At 71.8% G+C, this 24,386-nt stretch carries 33 protein-coding genes; 30 read left to right on the top strand and 3 right to left on the bottom strand.

The genetic code is table 11. The features are described from left to right. Position 1: 1 nt before the first annotated feature. From rplX to ACGIF2_RS12860, 20 genes are all read left to right on the top strand, one after another. Entirely contained in the window at positions 2-343 is a 342-nt protein-coding gene (gene rplX / locus ACGIF2_RS12955) for a 50S ribosomal protein L24 (RefSeq protein WP_396047235.1), read from the top strand. Beyond that, positions 343-921 carry a 50S ribosomal protein L5 gene (gene rplE / locus ACGIF2_RS12950; protein WP_396047233.1) on the top strand — a complete coding sequence of 193 codons (579 nt, stop codon included), beginning with the start codon at positions 343-345 and terminating at the stop codon, positions 919-921. Before rplX ends, rplE begins: the two co-directional genes overlap by 1 nt. A gap of 1 nt (position 922) precedes the next feature. Next, the gene (locus ACGIF2_RS12945; RefSeq protein WP_396047231.1) at positions 923-1,108 is read left to right on the top strand and encodes a type Z 30S ribosomal protein S14; all 186 of its coding nucleotides are present in this window, start codon (positions 923-925) and stop codon (positions 1,106-1,108) included. Between the two features lie 67 nt (positions 1,109-1,175). Further along, positions 1,176-1,574 (top strand): 30S ribosomal protein S8, encoded by a 399-nt coding sequence (gene rpsH / locus ACGIF2_RS12940; RefSeq protein WP_396047229.1) that lies wholly within the window; start codon positions 1,176-1,178, stop codon positions 1,572-1,574. Positions 1,575-1,598: 24 nt separating this feature from the next. Then, positions 1,599-2,138, top strand: coding sequence for a 50S ribosomal protein L6 (gene rplF, locus ACGIF2_RS12935; protein ID WP_396047227.1), 540 nt, complete (start codon positions 1,599-1,601; stop codon positions 2,136-2,138). Positions 2,139-2,141: 3 nt separating this feature from the next. Continuing rightward, complete coding sequence (gene rplR / locus ACGIF2_RS12930; RefSeq protein ID WP_396047225.1) at positions 2,142-2,513, top strand: 50S ribosomal protein L18; 372 nt, start codon at positions 2,142-2,144, stop codon at positions 2,511-2,513. A 40-nt stretch (positions 2,514-2,553) separates the two neighbouring features. Beyond that, entirely contained in the window at positions 2,554-3,192 is a 639-nt protein-coding gene (gene rpsE, locus ACGIF2_RS12925) for a 30S ribosomal protein S5 (RefSeq protein WP_396047223.1), read from the top strand. Then, on the top strand, positions 3,192-3,374 hold the full coding sequence (rpmD, locus tag ACGIF2_RS12920; protein WP_066582352.1) for a 50S ribosomal protein L30: 183 nt from the start codon (positions 3,192-3,194) through the stop codon (positions 3,372-3,374). Before rpsE ends, rpmD begins: the two co-directional genes overlap by 1 nt. Positions 3,375-3,376: 2 nt before the next feature. Then, complete coding sequence (rplO, locus tag ACGIF2_RS12915) at positions 3,377-4,015, top strand: 50S ribosomal protein L15 (protein WP_396047512.1); 639 nt, start codon at positions 3,377-3,379, stop codon at positions 4,013-4,015. Between the two features lie 214 nt (positions 4,016-4,229). Next, positions 4,230-5,528 (top strand): preprotein translocase subunit SecY, encoded by a 1,299-nt coding sequence (gene secY, locus ACGIF2_RS12910; RefSeq protein WP_396047221.1) that lies wholly within the window; start codon positions 4,230-4,232, stop codon positions 5,526-5,528. Then, positions 5,525-6,103 (top strand): adenylate kinase, encoded by a 579-nt coding sequence (locus ACGIF2_RS12905; protein ID WP_396047219.1) that lies wholly within the window; start codon positions 5,525-5,527, stop codon positions 6,101-6,103. The genes secY and ACGIF2_RS12905 overlap by 4 nt, the downstream gene beginning before the upstream one ends. Before the next feature lie 3 nt (positions 6,104-6,106). Further along, a complete protein-coding gene (gene map / locus ACGIF2_RS12900; protein ID WP_396047217.1) occupies positions 6,107-6,943 on the top strand; it encodes a type I methionyl aminopeptidase in 837 nt (278 codons plus the stop codon). A 446-nt stretch (positions 6,944-7,389) separates the two neighbouring features. Next, the gene (locus ACGIF2_RS12895) at positions 7,390-8,715 is read left to right on the top strand and encodes a hypothetical protein (RefSeq protein WP_396047215.1); all 1,326 of its coding nucleotides are present in this window, start codon (positions 7,390-7,392) and stop codon (positions 8,713-8,715) included. A 268-nt stretch (positions 8,716-8,983) separates the two neighbouring features. Beyond that, complete coding sequence (infA, locus tag ACGIF2_RS12890; RefSeq protein WP_024286981.1) at positions 8,984-9,205, top strand: translation initiation factor IF-1; 222 nt, start codon at positions 8,984-8,986, stop codon at positions 9,203-9,205. Between the two features lie 58 nt (positions 9,206-9,263). Beyond that, positions 9,264-9,377, top strand: a complete 114-nt coding sequence (rpmJ, locus tag ACGIF2_RS12885; protein WP_013117849.1) for a 50S ribosomal protein L36 — start codon at positions 9,264-9,266, stop codon at positions 9,375-9,377. Between the two features lie 196 nt (positions 9,378-9,573). After that, positions 9,574-9,954 (top strand): 30S ribosomal protein S13, encoded by a 381-nt coding sequence (rpsM, locus tag ACGIF2_RS12880; RefSeq protein WP_066582356.1) that lies wholly within the window; start codon positions 9,574-9,576, stop codon positions 9,952-9,954. Between the two features lie 93 nt (positions 9,955-10,047). After that, a complete protein-coding gene (gene rpsK, locus ACGIF2_RS12875; protein ID WP_066582357.1) occupies positions 10,048-10,449 on the top strand; it encodes a 30S ribosomal protein S11 in 402 nt (133 codons plus the stop codon). 143 nt (positions 10,450-10,592) lie between these two features. Further along, complete coding sequence (locus ACGIF2_RS12870) at positions 10,593-11,594, top strand: DNA-directed RNA polymerase subunit alpha (protein ID WP_396047212.1); 1,002 nt, start codon at positions 10,593-10,595, stop codon at positions 11,592-11,594. 71 nt (positions 11,595-11,665) lie between these two features. Next, positions 11,666-12,190, top strand: a complete 525-nt coding sequence (gene rplQ / locus ACGIF2_RS12865; protein WP_396047210.1) for a 50S ribosomal protein L17 — start codon at positions 11,666-11,668, stop codon at positions 12,188-12,190. Positions 12,191-12,301: 111 nt separating this feature from the next. Continuing rightward, positions 12,302-13,018: an alpha/beta fold hydrolase gene (locus ACGIF2_RS12860; RefSeq protein WP_396047208.1), complete on the top strand. Its 717-nt coding sequence runs from the start codon at positions 12,302-12,304 to the stop codon at positions 13,016-13,018. Positions 13,019-13,033: 15 nt separating this feature from the next. On the opposite strand, the gene ACGIF2_RS12855 is transcribed toward ACGIF2_RS12860, so the two are convergent. After that, on the bottom strand, positions 13,034-13,831 hold the full coding sequence (locus ACGIF2_RS12855; protein WP_396047206.1) for an ROK family protein: 798 nt from the start codon (positions 13,829-13,831) through the stop codon (positions 13,034-13,036). Positions 13,832-13,885: 54 nt separating this feature from the next. Here ACGIF2_RS12855 and truA point away from each other — a divergent pair, with 54 nt between their 5' ends. Then, positions 13,886-14,776, top strand: coding sequence for a tRNA pseudouridine(38-40) synthase TruA (gene truA, locus ACGIF2_RS12850; protein WP_396047204.1), 891 nt, complete (start codon positions 13,886-13,888; stop codon positions 14,774-14,776). A gap of 15 nt (positions 14,777-14,791) precedes the next feature. Here the strand turns inward: truA and ACGIF2_RS12845 are convergent, their stop codons facing one another. Beyond that, positions 14,792-15,211 carry a DUF5709 domain-containing protein gene (locus tag ACGIF2_RS12845; protein WP_396047202.1) on the bottom strand — a complete coding sequence of 140 codons (420 nt, stop codon included), beginning with the start codon at positions 15,209-15,211 and terminating at the stop codon, positions 14,792-14,794. An 85-nt stretch (positions 15,212-15,296) separates the two neighbouring features. On the opposite strand from ACGIF2_RS12845, the gene ACGIF2_RS12840 reads away from it, so the two are divergent. Then, a complete protein-coding gene (locus tag ACGIF2_RS12840; protein ID WP_396047200.1) occupies positions 15,297-16,979 on the top strand; it encodes an ABC-F family ATP-binding cassette domain-containing protein in 1,683 nt (560 codons plus the stop codon). Positions 16,980-17,002: 23 nt separating this feature from the next. Here the strand turns inward: ACGIF2_RS12840 and ACGIF2_RS12835 are convergent, their stop codons facing one another. Then, entirely contained in the window at positions 17,003-17,599 is a 597-nt protein-coding gene (locus ACGIF2_RS12835; protein WP_396047198.1) for a LysE/ArgO family amino acid transporter, read from the bottom strand. 70 nt (positions 17,600-17,669) lie between these two features. Here ACGIF2_RS12835 and ACGIF2_RS12830 point away from each other — a divergent pair, with 70 nt between their 5' ends. From ACGIF2_RS12830 to ACGIF2_RS12795, 8 genes are all read left to right on the top strand, one after another. Beyond that, positions 17,670-18,599, top strand: coding sequence for a LysR family transcriptional regulator ArgP (locus tag ACGIF2_RS12830; protein WP_396047196.1), 930 nt, complete (start codon positions 17,670-17,672; stop codon positions 18,597-18,599). Positions 18,600-18,809: 210 nt separating this feature from the next. Further along, positions 18,810-19,253 (top strand): 50S ribosomal protein L13, encoded by a 444-nt coding sequence (rplM, locus tag ACGIF2_RS12825; protein ID WP_396047194.1) that lies wholly within the window; start codon positions 18,810-18,812, stop codon positions 19,251-19,253. Between the two features lie 47 nt (positions 19,254-19,300). Then, a complete protein-coding gene (gene rpsI, locus ACGIF2_RS12820) occupies positions 19,301-19,789 on the top strand; it encodes a 30S ribosomal protein S9 (protein WP_396047192.1) in 489 nt (162 codons plus the stop codon). Between the two features lie 112 nt (positions 19,790-19,901). Further along, positions 19,902-21,251 carry a phosphoglucosamine mutase gene (gene glmM, locus ACGIF2_RS12815; protein ID WP_396047190.1) on the top strand — a complete coding sequence of 450 codons (1,350 nt, stop codon included), beginning with the start codon at positions 19,902-19,904 and terminating at the stop codon, positions 21,249-21,251. A 14-nt stretch (positions 21,252-21,265) separates the two neighbouring features. Then, a complete protein-coding gene (locus ACGIF2_RS12810; RefSeq protein WP_396047510.1) occupies positions 21,266-21,922 on the top strand; it encodes a peptide deformylase in 657 nt (218 codons plus the stop codon). A 111-nt stretch (positions 21,923-22,033) separates the two neighbouring features. Beyond that, positions 22,034-22,732 carry a DedA family protein gene (locus ACGIF2_RS12805; protein WP_396047188.1) on the top strand — a complete coding sequence of 233 codons (699 nt, stop codon included), beginning with the start codon at positions 22,034-22,036 and terminating at the stop codon, positions 22,730-22,732. Between the two features lie 268 nt (positions 22,733-23,000). Continuing rightward, a complete protein-coding gene (locus ACGIF2_RS12800; RefSeq protein ID WP_396047186.1) occupies positions 23,001-23,726 on the top strand; it encodes a DedA family protein in 726 nt (241 codons plus the stop codon). 9 nt (positions 23,727-23,735) lie between these two features. Next, positions 23,736-24,242 carry a YbaK/EbsC family protein gene (locus tag ACGIF2_RS12795; protein ID WP_396047184.1) on the top strand — a complete coding sequence of 169 codons (507 nt, stop codon included), beginning with the start codon at positions 23,736-23,738 and terminating at the stop codon, positions 24,240-24,242. The last annotated feature ends 144 nt before the right edge of the window (positions 24,243-24,386 follow it).

Here is a 24,386-nt window from a genome sequence, read left to right as displayed (position 1 = left end):
CATGGCGAAGATCAAGAAGGGCGACCTCGTGGTCGTCATCTCCGGCCGTGACAAGGGCCAGCAGGGGCGCGTGCTCGAGGTTCTCACCGAGTCGCAGCGTGTTGTCGTCGAGGGCGTCCAGCGTGTCACCAAGCACGTCAAGGTCGGCCAGTCGCAGCGCGGCACCCGCACCGGTGGCATCGAGACCGTCGAGGCCCCCATCCACATCAGCAACGTGATGCTCGTGGACCCGGAGACCAAGAAGGGCACCCGGGTCGGCTACCGCAGCGAGCAGGTCGAGCGCGACGGTCGTACCCGCACGGTCCGGGTCCGCGTCGCCAAGCGCTCCGGTAAGGACATCTGATGACCTCCATCGACGAGACCACGCAGGGCATCAAGCCCCGTCTCAAGACCCGCTACGCCGAGGAGATCGTCCCCGCGCTGCGCGAGGAGTTCCAGCACGAGAACGTCAACCAGGTCGCGCGCCTCACCAAGGTCGTCGTGAACATGGGTGTCGGCGACGCTGCGAAGGACTCCAAGCTCATCGACGGCGCGATCCGCGACCTGACCCTCATCACGGGCCAGAAGCCGCAGGTCACCAAGGCCCGCAAGTCCATCGCGCAGTTCAAGCTGCGTGAGGGCATGCCGATCGGTGCCCACGTCACGCTGCGTGGCGACCGTGCCTGGGAGTTCCTCGACCGTCTGCTGTCGACGGCTCTTCCCCGTATCCGTGACTTCCGTGGGCTCTCGCCCAAGCAGTTCGACGGTCATGGCAACTACACGTTCGGCCTCACGGAGCAGTCGATGTTCCACGAGATCGACCAGGACAAGATCGATCGCGTGCGCGGCATGGACATCACTGTCGTGACGACTGCGACGACCGACGACGAGGGCCGCTCGCTTCTCAAGCGTCTCGGCTTCCCCTTCAAGGAGGAGGACTGACATGGCGAAGACTGCCCTGATCAACAAGGCCGCCGGTCCCCAGAAGTTCAAGGTGCGCGCCTACACCCGGTGCCAGAAGTGCGGACGTCCGCACTCCGTGTACCGCAAGTTCGGGCTGTGCCGCATCTGCGTGCGCCAGATGGCGCACGCGGGCGAGCTGCCCGGCGTCACCAAGAGCAGCTGGTAAACAACTACGTCGCAGGTCCGAGGCAGATCGCCTCGGATACCCCGGCGAGGAAGGGCTGAAGCCCCCCATGACGATGACCGACCCGATCGCAGACCTCCTCACACGTCTGCGTAACGCGAACTCGGCGCACCACGACACGGTGACGATCCCGTACTCGAAGCTGAAGTCGCACATCGCTGAGATCCTGCAGGCCGAGGGCTACATCTCGAGCTGGAAGGTCGAGGACGCCCCCGTGGGCAAGAACCTCACCATCGAGCTCAAGTACGGCCCCAACCGCGAGCGTTCGCTCGCCGGCATCAAGCGCGTGTCCAAGCCGGGCCTGCGCGTGTATGCCAAGTCCACCAACCTGCCCAAGGTGCTCGGCGGCCTGGGCGTGGCGATCCTGTCCACGTCCTCCGGTCTCCTCACCGACAAGCAGGCCGCCAAGAAGGGCGTGGGTGGGGAAGTCCTCGCCTACGTCTGGTAAGTCCGAGACGGAAAGGAGCTAGCCATGTCTCGTATCGGCAGAATCCCCGTCCCGGTCCCCGCCGGCGTGGAGGTCAACATCGACGGACCCGTCGTGACGTTCAAGGGCCCGAAGGGCACCCTGACGCACACGGTTCCCACCCCTATCGAGGTCACCCGTGACGACAGCGGTTCGCTGGTCGTCACGCGGCCCAACGACGAGCGCGCCTCGCGTTCGCTTCACGGCCTGACCCGCACGCTGCTCGCGAACCAGGTCACCGGTGTGACCGAGGGTTACGTGAAGAAGCTCGAGATCGTCGGCACCGGTTACCGCGTCACCGCCAAGGGGGATGACCTCGAGTTCGCGCTCGGGTTCAGCCACCCGGTCGTCGTGACGCCGCCCGCCGGCATCTCGTTCGTCGTCGAGAGCCCCAACAAGTTCTCGGTCGCGGGCATCGACAAGCAGCAGGTCGGCGAGGTCGCCGCAAACATCCGCAAGATCCGCAAGCCTGAGCCCTACAAGGGCAAGGGCGTGCGATACGCGGGCGAGCTGGTCCGCCGCAAGGTCGGAAAGGCTGGTAAGTAAGCGATGGCTCTCACGATTCGTGGCAAGGGCAAGTCGATTGCCCGCGCACGGCGTCACCTGCGTCTGCGCAAGAAGGTCAGCGGCACGACCGTTCGTCCCCGTCTGGTGGTGTCCCGGTCCAGCCGGCACATGACCGCTCAGGTCGTGGACGACTCGGTGGGTCGCACCCTGGCGTCGGCCTCGACGCTCGAGGTCGACCTGCGTGGTCTCGACGGTGACAAGACCGCCAAGGCCCGCAAGGTGGGCGAGCTTGTCGCCGAGCGCGCGAAGGCCGCCGGCATCGACGCGGTCGTCTTCGACCGCGGCGGCAACAAGTACCACGGCCGGGTGGCAGCAGTCGCCGACGGGGCCCGCGAAGGCGGTCTGAACCTGTGACGACGCTGCTCACCTCCGCATCGAAGAAGAGGACTTACTGATGGCTGCTCCTCAGCGCAGCAACACGGGCGCCCCCCAGGGGGGCTCCGGCGGCGACCGTCGCGACGGTGGCCGTCGGGACGGCGGACGTCGGGGAGACGCCGTCGAGAAGAGCGCGTTCCTGGAGCGCGTCGTGACCATCAACCGCGTGGCCAAGGTCGTCAAGGGTGGCCGCCGGTTCAGCTTCACCGCGCTCGTCGTGGTGGGTGACGGCGACGGAACGGTCGGCGTCGGCTACGGGAAGGCCAAGGAGGTGCCCGCGGCGATCGCCAAGGGTGTCGAGGAGGCCAAGAAGAACTTCTTCAAGGTTCCCCGCATCCAGGGCACCATCCCGCACCCCATCCAGGGTGAGGCCTCGGCCGGAGTCGTCTTCCTGCGCCCCGCGTCCCCGGGTACCGGCGTCATCGCCGGTGGTCCGGTGCGTGCGGTGCTCGAGTGCGCCGGCATCCACGACGTCCTGAGCAAGTCGCTCGGGTCGACGAACGCGATCAACATCGTGCACGCGACCGTCGCGGCACTGCGTGGGCTCGAGAGGCCGGAGGCTGTGGCTGCACGCCGTGGCCTGCCGCTCGAGCACGTCGCGCCGGCCCCGCTCCTGCGGGCGCAGGCCGCGGGGATCGCAGCGAAGGCTGGTGCATGATGGCGCGGCTGAAGGTCACCCAGACGAAGTCCGCCATCGGCGGCAAGCAGAACCAGCGCGACACGCTGCGCACCCTGGGCCTCAAGCGGATCGGCGACGTCGTCGTCAAGGAGGACCGTCCTGAGATCCGCGGCATGGTCACCACGGTGACGCACCTCGTCGCGGTCGAGGAGGTCGAGTGACGATGGCTGAAGACAAGAACGCCACGGACGAGACGGCCGAGGTGACGAAGGCTCCGGCCAAGAAGGCACCGGCCAAGAAGGCGACGACGGAGGCCGCTCCCAAGGCGGCCGCCAAGGCCAAGGCCGACAAGCCTGCCGCCAAGGCGCCGTCCAAGGCAGCCGAGAAGGCCGAGGCCGCTGCGGCCGAGGTCGGCAACGGTGGCACGCTCAAGGTGCACCACCTGCGGCCCGCCCCGGGCGCCAAGACCGCCAAGACCCGCGTGGGTCGTGGCGAGGCGTCCAAGGGAAAGACCGCCGGTCGTGGCACCAAGGGCCAGAAGGCCCGGTACCAGATCCCTGAGCGCTTCGAGGGTGGGCAGATGCCGCTGCACATGCGGCTGCCCAAGCTTCGCGGCTTCAAGAACCCGTTCCGCGTCGAGTACCAGGTCGTCAACCTGGACAAGCTCTCGGCGCTGTACCCGAGCGGTGGCGACGTCACGGTCGAGGACCTCGTCGCCAAGGGTGCCGTCCGCAAGGGCGCCCCGGTGAAGGTGCTGGGCACGGGCGAGCTCACGGTCAAGCTCACCGTCTCTGTGGACGCGTACTCGACGTCGGCGAAGGACAAGATCCTCGCCGCCGGCGGAAGCGTCGCGCAGGACTGATCCACGGACGGGGTCGGCGGCCCATCGGTCGCCGGCCCCGTTCTGCATCCCCCCGCCGTCCGGATGTCGGGCGCGAGTGGGTGCCCGTTCACGCATCCGCACGGAAGTCCGTTATTGTGCCGCGTAGCCCCGTGCAGGTCTCGGTCCACGGCGCACATGACGGCTGGAACGGCCCGGCTGTACGACACACCGCCTCGGCGGACCAGGAGGACAGGTGCTCAGCGCATTCGTGCGGGCGTTCAGGACGCCCGATCTGCGGCGCAAGCTGCTCTTCACGATCGCCATGATGGTGGTCTTCCGCGCCGGCTCGTTCCTGCCGACGCCGGGGGTCTCGTACACGAACGTGCAGGAGTGCATCCAGCAGACGTCGGACGGCAACTCGCTGCTCGGTCTGGTGAACCTCTTCAGCGGTGGGGCCCTGCTCCAGCTGTCGGTGTTCGCGCTGGGGATCATGCCGTACATCACGTCGAGCATCATCATCCAGCTGCTCCGCGTGGTCATCCCGCGGTTCGAGGCCCTCCACCAGGAGGGGCAGCAGGGCACCGCGAAGCTCACGCAGTACACGCGGTACCTGACCATCGCCCTCGCCGTGCTCCAGTCGACGACGATCGTCACCGTCGCGCGCAGCGGCCAGCTCTTCGCGGGCTGCACCGTCGACGTGATCCCGCAGGCCGGCTGGATGACGGTGGTGCTCATGGTCATCACGATGACCGCCGGTACCGGCCTCATCATGTGGCTGGGCGAGCTCATCACCGAGCGCGGCGTCGGCAACGGCATGTCGCTCCTCATCTTCACGTCGATCGCGGCGTCGTTCCCCGGGGCCATGTGGTCCATCGCGGGTGGCTCGGGCGGTATCGGCAAGTTCATCGTGGTGCTCGCCGTCGTGGTCCTCGTGGTCGCGCTCGTCGTCTTCGTCGAGCAGTCGCAGCGTCGGATCCCCGTGCAGTACGCCAAGCGCATGGTCGGTCGGCGCATGTACGGCGGCTCGAGCACCTACATCCCGATCAAGATCAACATGGCCGGCATCATCCCGGTCATCTTCGCGTCGTCGCTGCTCGCCGTGCCCGGGCTCATCGCCCAGTTCGGCGACGCGACGCAGGGCTGGGTGATCTGGGTCACCAACAACCTGGTCAGCGCGTCTTCGCCGCTGCACATCGCCATCTACGTGGTGCTGATCATTTTCTTCTGCTACTTCTACACGGCCATCACGTTCAACCCGGACGAGGTCGCCGACAACATGAAGAAGTACGGCGGCTTCATCCCCGGCATCCGCGCCGGCCGGCCCACGGCCGAGTACCTCGACTTCGTCATCACGCGCATCACGGCACCGGGTTCGGTGTACCTGGCGCTGGTGGCACTGATCCCGACGATGACGTTCATCGTGCTCGGGGTCGGCACGAACGTCCCGTTCGGTGGCTCGTCGATCCTCATCGTGGTCGGCGTCGGCCTGGAGACGGTCAAGCAGATCGAGTCGCAGCTGCAGCAGCGACACTATGAAGGGTTCTTGCGATGAGTGCGCGTCTGGTCCTGCTCGGCCCCCCCGGGGCGGGCAAGGGAACGCAGGCTTCCCGTCTGGCCGAGCGGCTGGGTGTCCCGGCCATCTCGACCGGCGACATCTTCCGGGCGAACATCACCGGTGGCACCGAGCTGGGCCGCAAGGTCCAGGAGTACACCGCCGTCGGCGCCCTCGTGCCCGACGAGGTCACGAACGCCATGGTGCGCGACCGGCTCGCGCAGCCCGACGCGGCTGAGGGCTTCCTGCTCGACGGGTACCCGCGGAACGTCGCGCAGGTCGCCGAGCTCGACGCGATCCTGGCCGAGCTGGGCCGCGACCTGGACGTCGCTGTCGAGATCACGGCCGACGCCGAGGTCGTGGTCGAGCGGATGCTGGGCCGTGCCGAGATCGAGGGCCGCGTGGACGACACCGAGCCCGTGATCCGTCACCGCCTCGAGGTCTACGCGCTGCAGACCGCCCCCATCGCCGACGTCTACGCCGAGCGTGGCCTGCTGGTGCGGGTCGACGGCCTGGGCGCGGTCGACGAGGTGACCGAGCGACTGCTGTCCGCGCTCGAGCCCCACGTCGCCTGAGCGATGTTCGGACGCGAACGCATCGAGTTCAAGACGCCTGACCAGGTCCGCGCCATGCGTCGGGCCGGTCTGGTGGTGGCCGACGCGCTGGCCGAGGTGCGCGCCGCGGCGCGACCCGGCATGACGACTGGCGACCTCGAGGCGATCGCCGCGCGTGCGATCGCCTCGGCCGGGGCGACGCCGTCCTTCCTGGGCTACCTCGACTACCCCGCCACCGTGTGCGTGTCGGTCAACGACGAGGTCGTGCACGGCATCCCCGGCGCCCGGGTGCTCGCACCCGGCGACGTGGTCTCGATCGACTGCGGCGCGATCGTGGACGGCTGGCACGGCGACTCCGCGCTCACGATCGTGCTGCCCGACGCCGACCCGGCGGACGTGGCGCTCAGCGAGCTGACCGAGCGTGCGATGTGGGCCGGCATCGCCGCGCTCGCGACCGCCGACCGGCTCGGCGCCGTGGGCGACGCGGTCGAGGACGTGGTCGAGGCCGCGCAGGCCGGGGGAGCGGGCGTCCGTTACGGGATCGTCGAGGACTACGTGGGCCACGGCATCGGCTCGGCGATGCACCAGCCGCCCGACGTGCCCAACTACCGCACCCGGGACCGCGGCGCACGCGTCCGGCCCGGCCTGTGCGTGGCGATCGAGCCGATGATCACGCGCGGCGACCAGCGGACCCGCGTGCTCGCCGACGACTGGACCGTCGTCACCGAGGACGGCCAGCGGGCGTCCCACTGGGAGCACACCGTCGCGGTGCTCGAGGACGGGATCTGGGTGCTGACCGCATCCGACGGCGGGGCAGCGCGTCTCGCCGAGCTCGGTGTGCGCATCGCGCCCCTCGCGTAGCCCGCACCCCGCAGCCTGTCTTCCCGCGCGTCCCCGCACGCGCCACCGCACCACCCGGCGGACCGCCCGACCCCTGCGGGGGATCGGGCCTGCCGTCGTGCCCCGTCGCCACCCGATCCGTCGCCGTTGGACCGATCGGGGGTGAACTTCGCCGTGCGAAGACCGATCGGCCCGGATATCTGGGGATTGTTGGATGCTTGTCCAGTTTGTCGGCTAGTCTCCCGATCGTGCAGGCCGCGTGCCTGCGCAGGGCCTTCGGCATCGTCGCGGAGCCACACCCACGGGTGCGGGCGGAGCGAGGTGCGGGCCCGGAGTCCAGTCGGCAGGGATCGTCGCGTCTCCTGCTCGCACGTCACCGAGGCAGTGGATGGAGCATGATGCGCAGGAGCGGTACACCGGTCGGGACAGGTCGGACGCGTGGGTCCCTGGGCTCGCGCCTCGTGTGGGTGTCTGCGGCGCTGGCGGTCGCGGGTGTGGTCGCCGTGACCGCGGGCCTGCCGGCCGGTGCGACCGGCCCGGGCCAGGGGAACGGCGGGTCGAACGGGAAGATCACGGTCTGCGTCTCGGACAAGGCTCAGCCCGCCACGAACTCTCGGTCCACGCCGGGTGGCGAGGTCTGGGGCGACTTCACCTGGAAGGCGTCCGAGGTCAAGGCGTCGGGGTTCCGGGCCAAGAAGTGGGACATCGTGCCCGGGAAGCCCGGTACCAACCTCTCGACGACCTTCAACGGCGTGACAGGCACGCAGATCCTCGCGGACGGCTGCAAGCTCGCGCTGCGTTCGACGGGCCTGTACGTGTACCCGAAGGTCGACGCGACCGCGGGCGCCACCTGGTGGAACAGCGGCCGTCAGGTGCTCGTCGCCACGTGGAGCGGCTGGTCGTGGAAGGCCTCGTTCGACCCGAGCCTGCTTCCGGCGGGTGTGTGCGGCACGGGCTGGGGTGTGCAGCAGGACCAGGTCTGGGGACCGGTGTCTGTGCTCCCGGACGTGGTCGACCGCCAGCAGGACGTGGGTGTCCTGGGCTGGCCGCCGGTCGTGGCCGACTGGCACTCCGATCTCACGGCTGTCGTGACGGTGCCGGCCTGCGTGACGTCGACCCCGACGGCGACGCCCACGCCGACCACCACGCCGACGCAGACGCCCACCGGGACGCCCACGCAGACGCCCACCGGGACGCCCACGCAGACGCCCACCGGGACGCCCACGCAGACGCCCACCGGGACGCCCACGCAGACGCCCACCGGGACGCCCACGCAGACGCCCACCGGGACGCCCACGTCGACGCCGACGCCGACCGTGCCGACCCCCGAGCAGCTGGCCGCCCTGGTCGCCCCGGGGGCGTGGGTGGACGGCACGTGGACGTGCGACGACGTCGTCGTCGTGCGCAGCCGCACCGTGACCACGACGCCCTACGTGCTCGAGGGTGACGAGTGGGTCCTGGATGCCGCGCACGCCACGACGGCGACCGAGCGCGGCTCGCGTGACCTGACCGCCGGCGAGCAGACCACGTGCGCGTCGCCCGTGGTGACCCCGACGACCACCCCGACCGTCACGCCGTCGGTGACCCCCGCGTCCGAGGTGCTCGCTGCGACGTCGACGTCGACGCCGTCGCCGACGTACACCTCTGAGGTGCTCGCGGCGGGCTCGGGCGGCAGCGCCCTGGCCGCCACGGGCTCGACCGTGCTCCCCGTGCTGCTCGGCGGGGTCGTCCTGGTCGGCGCGGGTGTCGCCCTCGTGCTGTACCGCCGCCGGTCGGCCACCGACGAGGGCTGACGCCCTCGGAGCCCGTCGTTCGACGGCGCCGCCGCACAGGTCGTCCGACCCCGTGCGGCGGTGCCGTGTCCGGCTCGCCACAGCCGGTTCTCGGCCCGGTTTCCTCTCCCGAGGGAAGTGGCGTAAGATCGTCCGTCGGGTGTGTGCGCCCTCTTGCGGGCTGCCGGCACCAAACCACGACCACGCGGGATCGACCGTGCGCGAGAGTGCGCACGAGCGGCACGGGTGGCCGTGGCGGCTCGTCACCATCAGAGAGATAGCGGAGGATATGGCAAAGAAGGACGGTGTCATCGAGATCGAAGGCAGCGTTGTCGAGGCTCTGCCGAACGCGATGTTCCGCGTGGAGCTTGCCAACGGCCACAGAGTGCTCGCCCACATCTCGGGCAAGATGCGTCAGCACTACATCCGAATCCTCCCCGAGGACCGAGTGGTCGTTGAGCTGAGCCCGTACGACCTGTCCCGCGGCCGGATCGTCTACCGCTACAAGTAACCGCCACTCGATCACGCCGTCGGCCCTCGCGGGCAGCACGGCGGCGGAGGAACACACCATGAAGGTCAAGCCCAGCGTCAAGAAGATCTGCGACAAGTGCAAGGTGATCCGCCGGCACGGTCGCGTCCAGGTGATCTGCGAGAACCTGCGCCACAAGCAGCGCCAGGGCTGATGCCCTGACGCTCGGGGCGCACCCGAGCAGCACCACCCGGTCCACCGCCTGTCGGTGGGGACCAGCAAGCGCACCGCCACTCTGATGCCGCCCGACAGGTCGGCAGCAGCGAACCCTCGGCTCGGAGGCCGGGGCCCGCAGAACGCGGGAGGGCAGTGCGGCAGACCTCCGAGGCACCACAGGAGCCACCAGGCACATGGCACGTCTTGTCGGCGTCGACCTCCCCCGCGAGAAGCGGCTCGAGATCGCGCTCACCTACATCTACGGCGTCGGCCGTACCCGCGCCCAGCAGACGCTCGCCGCGACGGGCATCAGCCCGGACGTCCGCGTGAAGGACCTCGGCGACGCCGAGCTCGTCGCGCTGCGCGACTACCTCGAGGGCAACTACAAGCTTGAGGGCGACCTCCGGCGTGAGGTTGCCGCGGACATCCGCCGCAAGGTCGAGATCGGTTGCTACGAGGGCCTGCGGCACCGCCGCGGCCTCCCGGTGCGCGGTCAGCGCACCAAGACCAACGCGCGTACCCGCAAGGGCCCGAAGCGCACCGTCGCCGGCAAGAAGAAGGCCGGCCGGAAGTAGCCCTGACGCCGGGCCCGGCAGGCGCTCTGAGCGCCGCCGCCCACGCGTCGGTCACACCGACCTCACACCTGGAAACTCGGAGAGAACAAGCAGATGCCTCCCAAGACTCGTACCGCCGTGCGCAAGCCGCGCCGCAAGGAGAAGAAGAACGTCTCCCACGGCCAGGCGCACATCAAGAGCACGTTCAACAACACCATCGTGTCCATCACGGACCCGACCGGTGCCGTCATCGCCTGGGCCTCGTCGGGCCAGGTCGGCTTCAAGGGCTCGCGCAAGTCGACCCCGTTCGCCGCGCAGCTCGCCGCCGAGGCAGCCGCTCGTCGTGCGCAGGAGCACGGCATGAAGAAGGTCGACGTCTTCGTCAAGGGCCCCGGCTCGGGCCGTGAGACCGCGATCCGCTCGCTCCAGGCGACCGGCCTCGAGGTCGGCTCGATCCAGGACGTCACGCCGCAGGCGCACAACGGCTGCCGCCCGCCGAAGCGTCGCCGGGTCTGATCGTCAGGTAGGCCGGATCCGGACGGGGGGCGACCCCCGTCCGGATCCGGCACACCTCGCCTGTCCGGGTGGACCGAGACCCGGCTGGCTCGCAGTACCTGCAGAGCGTCATATGGCGGACGCTCGCTGAGAGGAACCCCACCGTGCTCATCGCACAGCGCCCCACCCTGACCGAAGAGGTCATCTCGGAGAACCGCTCGCGGTTCTCGATCGAGCCGCTCGAGCCTGGCTTCGGCTACACGCTCGGCAACTCGCTGCGTCGGACCCTGCTCTCCTCCATCCCCGGTGCTGCGGTCACGTCGATCCGCATCGACGGCGTGCTGCACGAGTTCACCACCGTGCCGGGCGTCAAGGAGGACGTCACCGAGATCATCCTCAACATCAAGCAGCTCGTCGTCTCCTCGGAGAACGACGAGCCTGTCGTGATGTACCTGCGCAAGCAGGGTTCGGGTGTCGTGACGGCCGGGGACATCGTCCCGCCGGCCGGCGTCGAGGTGCACAACCCCGACCTGCACATCGCGACGCTGAACGACAAGGGCAAGCTCGAGATCGAGCTCACGGTCGAGCGTGGCCGCGGGTACGTCTCGGCGAACCAGAACAAGTCGTTCGACGCCGAGATCGGCCGCGTGCCGGTCGACTCGATCTACTCGCCGGTCCTCAAGGTGACCTACAAGGTCGAGGCGACGCGTGTCGAGCAGCGCACGGACTTCGACAAGCTCATCGTCGACGTCGAGACCAAGCAGGCCATCAGCCCGCGCGACGCGCTGGCCTCGGCCGGCAAGACGCTCGTCGAGCTGTTCGGTCTGGCGCGTGAGCTCAACGTCGAGGCCGAGGGCATCGAGATCGGCCCGTCCCCGACGGACGCCGCTCTCGCTGCGGATCTGGCGCTGCCGATCGAGGACCTGCAGCTGACGATCCGCTCCTACAACTGCCTCAAGCGTGAGGGCATCCACTCGGTGGGTGAGCTCGTTGCGCGCAGCGAGGCAGACCTTCTCGACATCCGGAACTTCGGCGCGAAGTCGATCACGGAGGTCAAGGAGAAGCTGGCCGAGCTGGGCCTGTCGCTCAAGGACAGCCCGCTGGACTTCGACCCCACCGCCGCCACGTACTACGAGGGCGAGTTCGTCGAGGACGAGCAGTACTGAAGCCGGGGGATGTGCAGGGGCTCTCGGGCCCCCGCGCGTAGCCCATCACTGGAACTCAAGGAGTAACAACCATGCCTACGCCCACCAAGGGTCCCCGGCTCGGTGGCGGACCGGCGCACGAGCGGCTGATCCTGGCCAACCTGGCCACGTCGCTGTTCGAGCACAAGCGGATCACGACGACCGAGACGAAGGCCAAGCGCCTGCGTCCGCACGCCGAGCGCCTCATCACGATCGCCAAGCGTGGTGACCTCGCGTCCCGCCGCCGCGTCATGACGACGATCCGCGACAAGTCCGTCGTGCACGCCCTCTTCACCGAGATCGCCCCGGCCATGGCCGAGCGCGAGGGTGGCTACACCCGCATCACGAAGATCGGCAACCGCAAGGGCGACAACGCGCCCATGGCCGTGATCGAGCTCGTCCTCGAGCCCGTCTCGCCCAAGCAGGCCGTCGTCCGCGAGGCCGAGAAGGCCGCGAAGAAGTCGGCCCCCGTGGCCGAGCCCGTCGCCGAGGAGAGCGTCGAGGAGGTCGTCGAGGAGACGGCCGCCGTCGAGGCTCCTGCCGAGGAGACCGCTGAGGACAGCGCCGACAAGTCCTGATCCACCGCACCGTACGAAGGCCCGGCCCCGAGACGTCTCGGGCCCGGGCCTTCGTCGTGCCCGGACCGTGCGCTGCTGCGTCGGCGTGCGGGCGCGGCTAGCGTCGGCGGTATGAGTCTGCCGGTCGTGCTCGTGCACGGGGTGCGCACCTCGCGCACGATGTGGCGGTACCAGGTCGCGGTGCTCACGGAGCTCGGTCTCACAGCGCTCGCGATCGACCTGCCGGGGCACGGTGCGCGCCGGGGCGAGGTGTTCACGCTCGACGGCGCGATCGGCGCGGTGACCGACGGGGTCGACACGGTGGGTGGACGCGCACTGGTCGTGGGGCTGTCGCTCGGCGGCTACACGGCGATCGCGCACGCGGCCCGGCACCCGGAGCAGGTCGCAGGCCTCGTGGCCGCGGGGTGCTCGACGCGTCCGTTGGCGCTGCTCACGGGCTCGTGGCGGATGGCGGCGCGGGGCATCAGCCACCTGCCGGACGGCGGCGCGCGGCTCAACCAGCGCCTGGTCGACCTCTCACTGCCGATGTCGACCGCAGCCGACGTGGGTGCGGGCGGGTTCGCGCTCGAGGTCATGGAGGACGTGCTGCGCGAGGTCAGCGGCCTGCATCCACTCGACGACCTGGCCCGGATCGAGGTGCCCGTGTGGATCGTCAACGGGCGCTACGACCACTTCCGCGGCGAGGAGCACAGGTTCGTCGCGGCGGCCCCCGACGGCCGGCTGCTGGTGGTGCCGCGGGCCACCCACCTGGTGAGCCTGATGCGCCCCGAACGGTTCACCCGCGTGGTGCTCGAGGCGCTCGACGAGCTCGACGAGCGGGAGCCGTGAGGGGGTGGGCTCTGCTCACCCGGCGCGCAGCGACCAGGCGCGGACCCCTCCGACGATGCCCGCCTGGTGGGGGACCACCACGACCTCGTCCCCGAGGCGGGCCAGGGTCTGCGGTGTGATGCGCCGCGCGTTGCCCCCTCCGAGGTAGAGCCGGTCCCACCGGAAGACGGGGCGCAGCCCGTCGACGACGCGGCGCACGCGTCGTGACCACAGCCCGTCGCCGAGCCGCGCGCGTTCGATCTCTCCGATGTACTCGTCGTACGTGGTGCCGCGGCGCACGGGGGCGTGGGACAGCTCGAGGTGCGGGGCGAGCACGCCGCCGTCGAAGTGGGCCGACCCGAGACCGGTGCCGAGCGTGAGGACGAGCTCGAGGCCCGCGCCCACGATGACGCCCGCGCCGTGGACCTCGGCGTCGTTGAGCACCAGCGTGGGCATGCCGAGCCCGGCCTCGAGGTCGGCGCGGATGTCCCGACCGGCCCACGCGGTCACGAGCCCGGGCTCGACCCGGCTGTGCGGGCCGGTGCGGGTGACGTAGTGCGGCGTCGAGACGACGACGCCGTGGCGGATCATGCCGGGCATCCCGACCGTGGCGCGCTGCGCTGCGGGCAGCGAGGCGGCGATCTCGGCGATGGTGGCGACGAGCCGCTCAGGGGGCAGCGGGTAGGGCGTCGGGACCCGGATGGCGGGGGCGTGCATCGTGCCGGCCGCGTCGAGCACCGACGCCTTGATGCCTCCGCCGCCGCAGTCGACGGCGAGCGTGCGGCCCGTGCGGTCGGGCGCCGGATCGGGCGTGGGCGCCGGGGCTGAGGTCACGCGTCCACGGTAGCGCCGCCGAGCAGCGGGGCCGCGAGGCGTTAGCGTGGCGCAGTGAGCTCTGTACGACTGCGCCTCGACCTCGCCTACGACGGCACCGACTTCGCCGGCTGGGCACGGCAGCCGGGACTGCGCACGGTGCAGGAGACCCTCGAGGACGCGCTCGCGCGGGTGCTGAGCGGCAGCCCGCCGCGGGTCACCGTCGCAGGGCGCACCGACGCGGGCGTGCACGCCCGGGGGCAGGTGGCCCACGTGGACCTCGACCCCGAGGTGTGGGCGGGCGTCCCCGGGCGCTCGACGCGTACCGCCGGCGAGTCGCTGCAGATCCGGCTCACGGGTGTGCTGCCGCGCGACGTCGTGGTGCACCGGGTCGCCGAGGCCGCCCCGGGCTTCGACGCGCGGTTCTCGGCGCTGCGCCGGCTGTACGCCTACCGGGTGTGCGACGACCCGATGCTCCGTGACCCGCTGCGCCGCACGTCGGTGCTGTGGCATCGGCGCCCGCTCGACGTCGACGCGATGCACGCTGCCGCGCAGCTGCTGCTCGGACGCCACGACTTCGCGGGGTTCTGCAAGCCGCGCGAGGGCGCCACCACGATCCGCACGCTCGAACGGCTGTCGTGGACCCGGCCGGTCGAGGGGGCCGACACGGGCCTGCTCGTCGCGCGGGTGCAGGCCGACGCGTTCTGCCACTCGATGGTGCGTGCGCTCGTGGGCGCCTCGCTCGCCGTGGGTGAGGGGCGGCGCCCGGTGACGTGGCCCGCGGACGTCCTCGCGGCCCGTCGGCGCGACCCGAGCAGCGCGGTGGCCCCGGCGTTGGGCCTGACGCTCGAGGAGGTCACGTACCCGCCCGACGACGAGCTCGGGGAGCGGGCCGCCCTGACGCGTGCGGTGCGCTCGCCGGACGACGTCGACCCGACACCGGTCCTGCCGTCGGGCTGCTGCTGAGCACGGCGCAGGCGCCTACCGGTCCTCGTCCTCCTCGATGACGTGCACGGCGGCCTCCTCGGCCGACGCGGCACCCCCGGCGACCCCCTCGTCGATCGCGAACTGGTCGTTGACGCCCGCCTCGACGGCCTCGTCGTCGGCCACGAGCCGACCGGCACGGTCGGGCTCGCGTGCAGGGTCGACGCGCGGGCCCGGGGTGTCCCAGACCTCCGGCTCCTCCTCGGCGAGGCGCGCGTCGAGGGACTCGCCGTGCACCTCCTCCCACGGGGTCTCGCCGAACCGGTTGTGGAGGGGGTACTCGGGCGGGGCGATGCCTTCGTCGAGCAGGTCGTCCACCCCGCGCTGCTCGAGGGTGTCCTCCTTGGACAGCTGGTCGCTGTCGCCCTCGGTGAACGTCTCCGGGTCGCTGCGGGTGGCGGGGGTCTCTTCGCTCATGTCTCCACACTTGCACCGCGTCGGCGTCCGCGCGAGAGGGATATGTGGTCGCCAGCAGGGGTGCGGCACCGGGACACTGGTACCTGTGGGACACCTCGACATCAGCTCCGTGAGCTACTTCCTGCCCGACGGGCGCCCCCTGCTCGACGAGGTCGACCTGCGGGTCGGCGACGGGGCGCGGGTCGCGCTCGTCGGCCCCAACGGTGCGGGCAAGACGACGCTGCTGCGCATCGTGGCGGGCGACGAGACGCCGCACGGCGGCAAGGTCGTGCAGAGCGGCGGGCTCGGCGTGATGCGCCAGATGGTGGGGCGCATCGACGACGGGCGCTCGATCCGCGACCTGCTCGCCTCGCTCGCGCCCGCCGCGGTGCGGGACGCGGCGACCGAGCTCGCGGCGGCCGAGCTCGGGATCATGGAGGTCGACGACGAGCCCGCCCAGATGCGGTACGCGTCCGCGCTGGTCGACTGGGCCGACGTCGGCGGCTACGAGGCCGAGGCGGGGTGGGACCAGGTCACCGACGCCGTGCTGTCGATCCCGTTCGACCGGGCGCAGGACCGCGAGGTCCGCACCCTGTCCGGCGGCGAGCAGAAGCGGCTGGTGCTCGAGGCGCTGCTGCGCGGGCCCGAGGAGGTGCTGCTGCTCGACGAGCCGGACAACTACCTCGACGTGCCGACCAAGCGCTGGCTCGAGGCCCAGCTGGTGGCCTCGCCGAAGTCGGTGCTGTTCGTCAGCCACGACCGTGAGCTGCTCTCACGGGCCGCGACCCACGTCGCGACGCTCGAGCCGACCGCGACCGGGTCGGGCCTCTGGGTGCACGGCGGCTCGTTCACGACGTACCCCGAGGCGCGGGCGGACCGTCGCTCGCGGCTCGAGGAGCTCCTGCGGCGCTGGGAGGAGGAGCACGCGAAGCTCAAGACCCTGGTGCTCACGCTCAAGACGAAGTCGGCGTTCAACGACGGGCTCGCCTCGCGGTACTCCGCGGCGCAGACCCGGCTGCGCAAGTTCGAGGAGGCCGGGCCGCCCCAGGTGGTCTCGCGCGACCAGGACGTGCGCGTGCGGCTGCGCGGCGGGCGGACGGCCAAGCGGGCCGTGGTCGCCGAGGAGCTCGAGCTGACCGGGCTCATGCGGCCGTTCGACCTCGAGGTGTGGTTCGGCGAGCGGGTCGCGGTGCTGGGCTCGAACGGCTCGGGCAAGTCGCACTTCCTGCGGCTGCTCGCGGCGGGCGGCTCCGACCCGGGGCCCGAGCACGAGCCCGCGGGGGAGACCACGGTCGTCCCCGTGGCGCACACCGGGCGCGTCGTGCTCGGCTCGCGGGTGCGTCCGGGGTGGTTCGCGCAGAACCACACCCACCCGGAGCTCGCGGGGCGCACGCTGCTCGACATCCTGCACCGGGGCGACGGGCACCGGTCCGGCATGGGCCGCGAGCCCGCGAGCAAGGCGCTCGACCGCTACGAGCTCGTCGCGGCGGCCGAGCAGACCTACGACACGCTCTCGGGCGGGCAGCAGGCGCGGTTCCAGATCCTGCTGCTCGAGCTCGGCGGCGCCACCCTGCTGCTGCTCGACGAGCCGACCGACAACCTGGACCTGCACTCGGCCGAGGCCCTCGAGATCGGCCTCGCGGCGTTCGAGGGCACAGTCATGGCGGTGACCCACGACCGCTGGTTCACGCGCACGTTCGACCGGTTCCTGCTGTTCGGGGCCGACGGCGAGGTCGTCGAGACACCCGAACCCGTGTGGGACGCCGCGCGGGTGGACCGGGTCCGCTAGGACGAACCGGCGCGCCCGGCGCCTCAGACCACCAGCAGGACGGCGATCGTGGCCATCACGGCCGCGACCCCGGCGTCGAGCACCTGCCAGGCGCGCGGTCGCGCGAACACGGGGGCCAGTCGGGTGGCGCCGGCGCCGAGCGCCGTGAACCACACGATGCTCGCCAGCCCCGCGCCCGCGCCGAACGCCCAGCTGCCGGCCGGTCCGTGCTGCTGCGCGAGCGAGCCGAGCAGCACGACCGTGTCGAGGTAGACGTGGGGGTTGAGGAACGTCAGGGCCAAGCAGGTGGCCAGCACGGCACCGAGGGTCGCGGGGCCCTGCGCGGCGGGGTCGAGGTGGGACGGGTGCCGGGCCCGCCGGGCGGCGGCGACCGCGAGCACCAGCAGGAACGCCGCGCCGCCGTAGCGGCTGGCCGTCAGGACCCCGGGGTGCGCGACGACGAGCGCGCCGAGGCCCGCGACCCCCGCGGTGATGAGCAGCAGGTCCGCTCCCGCGCACACCAGGATCACGGGCACGACGTGCTCGCGGCGGATCCCCTGGCGCAGCACGAAGGCGTTCTGCGCGCCGATCGCGGCGATCAGCGTCAGCGAGGTCAGGAAGCCGGTGAGCAGGGTGGGCACGTAGCCAGACGCTAGGCGCACCTGAGTCGGAAGGCCAGCGAATGTTTCTGCAGAACCATTAGCATCGCTGATGATGGTTTACGCACCGGAACAGCTCAGCGCCCTCGCAGCGGTCGTCGGCGAGGGCACGTTCGACGCGGCCGCCCGGCTGCTGCACGTCACGCCGTCGGCCGTGAGCCAGCGCATCAAGGCTCTCGAGGAGCAGGTCGGGCGCGTCCTGGTGCTGCGCTCGCGCCCGTGCCGGGCCACGCCCGCGGGCGAGGTCCTGGTCCGGCTCGCGGGCCAGCTCGACGTCCTCGCCGCCGACGCGCGGGCCGAGCTCGGGACCGAGCGCGTCGGGACGGTCCGGCTCGCGGTCGCCGTCAACGCCGACTCGCTCTCGACCTGGTTCCCCGCGTCGCTCGTGGACCTGCCCGAGGGGGTGCTGGTCGATCTGCGCCGCCAGGACCAGGACCGCTCGGCCCAGCTGCTGCGCGACGGCACCGTGATGGCAGCGGTGACCGCGGACGCGCGCGCCGTGCAGGGCTGCCGGGTCCGTCCGCTCGGGTCGATGCGCTACCTCGCCGTCGCGGCACCCCGGCTGCGCGCGCGATGGTTCCCCGTGGGCCTGGACCGCGACGCGCTCGCGGCCGCCCCGCAGCTCGCGTTCGACCGAGTCGACGCGCTCCAGCGCCGGTTCGTCGCCGACGTCGTGGGGGAGGGGGTCGAGCCACCCGTCCACCACGTCCCGTCGTCCGCGGCGTTCGTCGAGGTGCTCCGGACGGGGCTCGGCTGGGGCATGGTGCCCGAGCAGGCGGTCACGGCCGACCTGGCGACCGGGGCCCTGGTGGACCTGGCCCCGGGACGCTGGCTCGACGTGCCGCTGTGCTGGCAGAGCTGGTCCTTGCGCACCCCCACGCTCGACGACTTGACGGCCCGGGTGCTCGCCGCGGCGAGCGCCGCGCTGCGCCCGTCGGGCACCTCGGCGAGGGGTGCCGCGGCGGCCCCGGTCGGGACGTGACGACGGCGGAACCCACCGCGTTTTGACCCTTCGACCGGTCGGCGGCTACTCTTGTGTGTCGTTGTGCGTCCCCCGTTCCCAGACGGCGGTCCCGGTGTGCTCCCACTCGCCGGTGCCCAGGGACGCGACACCGACAGCACTCACGGCGGGCCCGCCACCTGCGGGCCTTCGCTCTGACACATTCATTACACGAAACGAAGGCTTACGACCGTGCGCACGTACACCCCGAAGCCCGGCGACGTCGAGCGGAACTGGTACGTCATCGACGCGAGCGATGTCGTCCTGGGCCGCCTTGCCACTCACGTGGCCACGCTGCTGCGCGGCAAGCACAAGGCAACCTTTGCCCCCCACGTCGACGGCGGCGACTTCGTCATCGTCATCAACGCCGACAAGATCGCCCTCACGGGCAACAAGCGCGAGAACAAGCTCGCCTACCGCCACTCGGGCTACCCGGGCGGTCTGCGGGCCATCACGTACACCGACCTCCTCGCGAAGCACCCTGAGCGTGCGATCGAGAAGGCCGTTCGCGGGATGCTCCCGAAGAACTCGCTCTCTCGCGCGCAGCTGAGCAAGCTCAAGGTCTACGCAGGCCCGGAGCACCCCCACGCGGCTCAGCAGCCGAAGCCCTTCGAGATCAGCCAGGTTTCTCAGTAGGCCCCCGGCCTGCTGCGAGCACGACACAGGACGCGAGGACACCACCAGTGGCCGAGACCACGGTCGACATCGACCTTGAGGGCGACGACACGCCCACCAGCTACACCTCCGAGACGTCGGCCCCCGTGGGCCGCGGTCAGAGCATCACGGCTCCGGGCAACGCCCTGGGCCGTCGCAAGGAAGCGATCGCCCGCGTGCGCCTGGTGCCCGGCACCGGCCAGTGGAAGATCAACGGCCGCACCCTTGAGGGCTACTTCCCGAACAAGGTGCACCAGCAGCTCGTCAACTCCCCGCTGAAGCTCGTCGACGTCGAGGGTCGCTTCGACATCGTCGCGCGCATCACCGGCGGTGGCGTGAGCGGGCAGGCCGGGGCGCTCCGTCTCGGCATCGCGCGTGCGCTCAACGCGATCGACGAGGAGTCGAACCGTCCGGCCCTGAAGAAGGCCGGCTTCCTGACTCGCGACGCCCGCGTCGTCGAGCGCAAGAAGGCCGGTCTCAAGAAGGCCCGCAAGGCTCCCCAGTACTCCAAGCGCTGATCTTTCAGCCGAGGCCCGATGGCCCCGACGGTCTTCACGACCATCGGGGCCATCGGCGTCTGTCCGGTGGGCGCACCGCCCCACCGTCCACACCTACTCAAGGGGCTCGCTGATGGGTCGACTGTTCGGGACCGACGGGGTCCGAGGCCTGGCCAACCGCGACGTGACGGCCGAGGTCGCCCTCGACCTCTCGGTCGCCGCCGCGCACGTGCTGGGCGCCGAAGGGGTCTTCGCAGGGCACCGGCCGCGCGCCGTGGTCGGACGTGACCCGCGCGCGTCGGGCGAGTTCCTCAGCGCGGCCGTGGCCGCCGGTCTCGCGAGCGCGGGCGTCGACGTGATCAACGTCGGGGTGCTGCCCACCCCCGCGGTGGCCTTCCTCACCGCCTCCCTCGACGTCGACCTGGGTGTCGTCCTGTCGGCCTCGCACAACCCGATGCCCGACAACGGGATCAAGTTCCTCGCGCGCGGGGGCCTCAAGCTCGACGACGAGCTCGAGATCGCGATCGAGCAGCGCCTGCGTGAGCCGTGGGACCGTCCCGTCGGCGCCGACGTCGGTCGCATCCGCATCGACACAGGGGTCGCGGGCGACTCCTACGTGGCGCACCTGGTGAGCACGGTGGACGTGAGCCTCGCGGGCCTGCGGATCGCTGTCGACTGCGCGAACGGTGCCGCGAGCGAGGTCGGCCCGGCGGCGCTGCGCGCCGCGGGCGCCGACGTGGTCGTCATCAACGCCTCGCCCGACGGGCGCAACATCAACGAGCAGTGCGGCTCGACGCACCCCGAGCAGCTCCAGGCCGCAGTCGTCGCCTCGGGGGCCGACCTCGGGGTGGCGTTCGACGGCGACGCGGACCGCTGCCTCGCTGTCGACCACCTGGGTGCGCTCGTCGACGGCGACCAGATCATGGGAGTGCTCGCGGTCGCGATGCGCGACCGCGGGGTGCTGGCGCACGACACGCTCGTCGCGACGGTCATGAGCAACCTGGGCCTGCGCCTGGCGATGCAGGCCGAGGGCATCCACATGGTCGAGACCGGCGTGGGCGACCGCTACGTGCTCGAGGCGATGCGGGCCGGCGCCTACTCGCTGGGCGGGGAGCAGTCGGGCCACGTGATCCTCGCCGACCACGCGACCACGGGCGACGGCGTGCTCACCGCGCTGCAGCTCGCCGCGCGCGTAGCCGGCACCGGCCAGAAGCTCGACCAGCTGGCCGGCGTCGTCCAGCGGCTGCCGCAGATCCTGGTCAACGTCTCGGGAGTCGACCGGAGCCGTGCGGGCACCGACCCGGTGCTGGCGGAGGCGGTGGCCGCGGCGCAGGCCGCGCTCGGCGACGCGGGCCGGGTGCTGCTGCGCCCCTCGGGCACCGAGCCGCTCGTCCGGGTCATGGTGGAGGCCGCGAGCCAGGTGGACGCCGAGCGCATCGCAGGCCAGCTCGCCGACGTGGTCCGCGCCCGGCTCGCACTGTGAGCGTGCCGGCGGCGATGCTGCGCGCCCACGTGCAGCGGCTGCTCGCTGCCGCGCACGACGCCCCGGGCGACGTCGCACCGATCGTCCAGGCCGGGCACCCGGTGCTGCGCATGGTGGCCGAACCGTACGACGGGCAGCTCGACGCGGCGGACCTCGAGGCGCTGATCGCCCTGATGCACCGCACGATGCGCGCGGCACCCGGGGTGGGGCTCGCCGCCCCGCAGATCGGGCTGCCGCTCGCGATCGCCGTGGTCGAGGACCCGGGCACCGTCGACCCCGAGATCACCGCGGCGCGTGAGCGCACGTCCGTCGACCTCCGGGTGCTGGTCAACCCGCGCTACACGCCCGTCGGGGACCGCACGGCCGCGTTCTACGAGGGCTGCCTGAGCGTGGTCGGCTACCAGGCCGTGGTCGCCCGTCCCCGCCAGGTGCGGCTCACGGGTGCCGACGAGACGGGCCGCGCGCTCGACGAGCTCGTCACGGGCTGGGCCGCGCGCATCGTCCAGCACGAGACCGACCACCTGGGTGGCACGCTCTACCTGGACCGCGCCGCGCTGCGTTCGCTCGCCGCGACCGACGACCTGGGCGGGAGCTGGGCCGCCGAGCCGCACCCCGTCGCCGCGTCGCGCTCGCTGGGCTTCGACCTCGTGACGGGCGACCTGCCCCGCTGAGAGCCGTCGCCGGGCGGCGCTCGCCCTGCCCGTGCGCCGCGTGCCCCCTACGGTGGACGCAGGCCCGGGCCGCTCCGACCCGGACGCGGCGGCGGCGGGGGCTGAGGGCGCGTGCAGGACTGGCTGGTCCACCTGGTGGGCTCGGGATGGGTCTACCTCGCGCTGTACGCGTTCGTCATGATCGACGGCTTCTTCCCGCCGATCCCGAGCGAGTCGGCCGTGATCGCGCTCGCCGCGCTGTCGGAGTCCACCGGGAGCCCCAACCTGTACCTCGTCGCCGGGGTCTCGGCCCTCGGGGCGTTCTCGGGCGACCAGATCGCCTACACGATCGGCACCCGGATCGACGTCCACAAGATCCGGCTGTTCCGCACCGAGCGTGGGCGCCGGTCGCTCGACTGGGCCGAGCGCGCGCTCGCGCAGCGGGGCGCCGCGTTCATCCTGGCGGCGCGGTACATCCCGGTCGGTCGCGTGGCCGTCAACATGACCGCCGGTGCCCTGGGCTACCCCCGGCGCCGGTTCGTGGGCCTGACCGCGCTGGCCGCCGTCACGTGGGCCGTGTACGCGACGGCCATCGGGCTCGGGGCCGGGCGCTGGCTGCACGACCACCCGGTGCTGGCCGTGGTCGTGGGGGTCGCCGTCGGGCTCCTGGTCGGTCTGCTGATCGACCAGGTGCTGCGCCGGTTCACCCGCGTGGGCGAGGTGCAGCTGCGCACGGCCGAGGACGCGGCGGGCACGGGTGGGTCCCCGGACGGCGAACAGCAGCCCGGCGGCCCGCACCGGACCGACCCGGACCCCGACGAGCGGACCTGACCCCGGTCAGGGTCGTGGCCGCCACCGTCCACCCCGAGAAGGGCGCGTCTGGCCGTGATCTCATCCGCGCGGGGGACGTGGGCGCCTGCCGAACCACGCCAAGATCGTCAGGGTCGGGGTCCCACTCTTCAGGGTGGGGTGGGGGTGCTCACCGATGTCCCCCGGGAGCCGCCGTCCGTAGGGTCGATCTCACGACGCAGGGCCCCGGCACCGCGTCGCGACACCAGCCGTCACCGGCAGGACACCGATCACCTGGAGCTGATGACACGTGCTGGAGGAGTGGATCCTCGCGCTCGGGGGCTCGGGGTGGGTCTACGGCGTGGTCTGGGCCTTCGCCGCGATCGACGGGTTCTTCCCGCCGGTCCCGAGCGAGTCGGTGGTGATCGCGCTCGCGGCGATCTCCGTGACGACCGGTGGGCCGCACCCGGCGCTGCTCGCGGTGGTCGCGGCCGCCGGCGCGTTCACGGGCGACCAGATCGCGTACGCGATCGGGTCGAGGGTCGACGCGCACCGGCTGCGGATCTTCCGCACCAGGCGCGGCGCCCAGGCGCTGCGCTGGGCCGAGGACGCGCTCGCGCACCGGGGGTCGTCCTTCATCCTGGCGGCGCGGTACATCCCGGTCGGTCGCGTCGCGGTCAACATGACCGCGGGAGCCCTCGGCTACCCGCGCCGACGGTTCGTCGCTCTCACGGCGCTCGCCGGTGTCACCTGGGGGGTGTACGGCGTGCTGATCGGGATGGGCGCGGGCGCGTGGCTGCACGACCACCCGGTGACCGCCGTCGTGGTGGGGGTCGTCCTGGGCGCCGTCGTAGGGATCGTGATCGACCGTGTGCTGCACCTCTGGCTGGGTGCGGGAGGGCGGCCGACCGTCCTGGGGCGACGTGCCTCCCGGGCACCCGTGGCCGATCTCACCACCCCCACCGAGGAGCACGGCGGCGCGACGGGGCGAACGGCGGTCACCGAGGGGGTCGTGCCGCGCGCCGCACGTCCGTAAGGTGGTGATGTGTCCGAACCTCGCAGCACCGATCCTGAGACCGACGTCCGACTCCACCGCAACGCCGCGCACGTGCACCGCACGCTGACCGACCTGGGGGTCCGGGGCCAGGTGCGCGAGCTGGCCCTCTCCGCACGGACGGCCGCCGACGCGGCGCGCAGCCTGGGCGTCGAGGTGGGCGCCATCGCGAGCTCGCTCGTGTTCCTGCTCGACGGCGAGCCGCTGCTCGTCGTGACCTCGGGGGCGCACCGGGTCGAGCCCGCGCTGGTCGAGGGCCTGCTCGGTGGTCACCTGACCCGGGCGGACGCCGCGGCGGTGCGGGCGGCGACCGGGCAGCCGATCGGCGGGGTCGGGCCGGTGGGTCATCCCGCGCCGGTGCGCACGCTCGTCGACGTCGCGCTCGGTGCCCATGACGTCGTGTGGGCAGCAGCGGGCACCCCGCACGCGGTGTTCCCGACGACGTACGCCGAGCTCGTCCGGATCACGCGAGGAATCCCCGCGGTCGTCGGTCGCTGACCGGGGCGGCGGCAGGCGGACGGGCCGCGCCGGGCCGCCGGGCCGCCCGCGGGGAACCGACGCTCGGGTCACGGTGCGGCAACGATCGCGCCCGGCGGCTAACGATCTGGTCTCTTCCCGGCCCGGAGCCCGGTGGACCCGCCT

This window comes from Cellulomonas sp. P22, assembly GCF_044392165.1.
The sequence above is the reverse complement of the archived record's forward strand: the minus strand, read 5'-3'. Positions and strand labels throughout refer to the sequence as shown.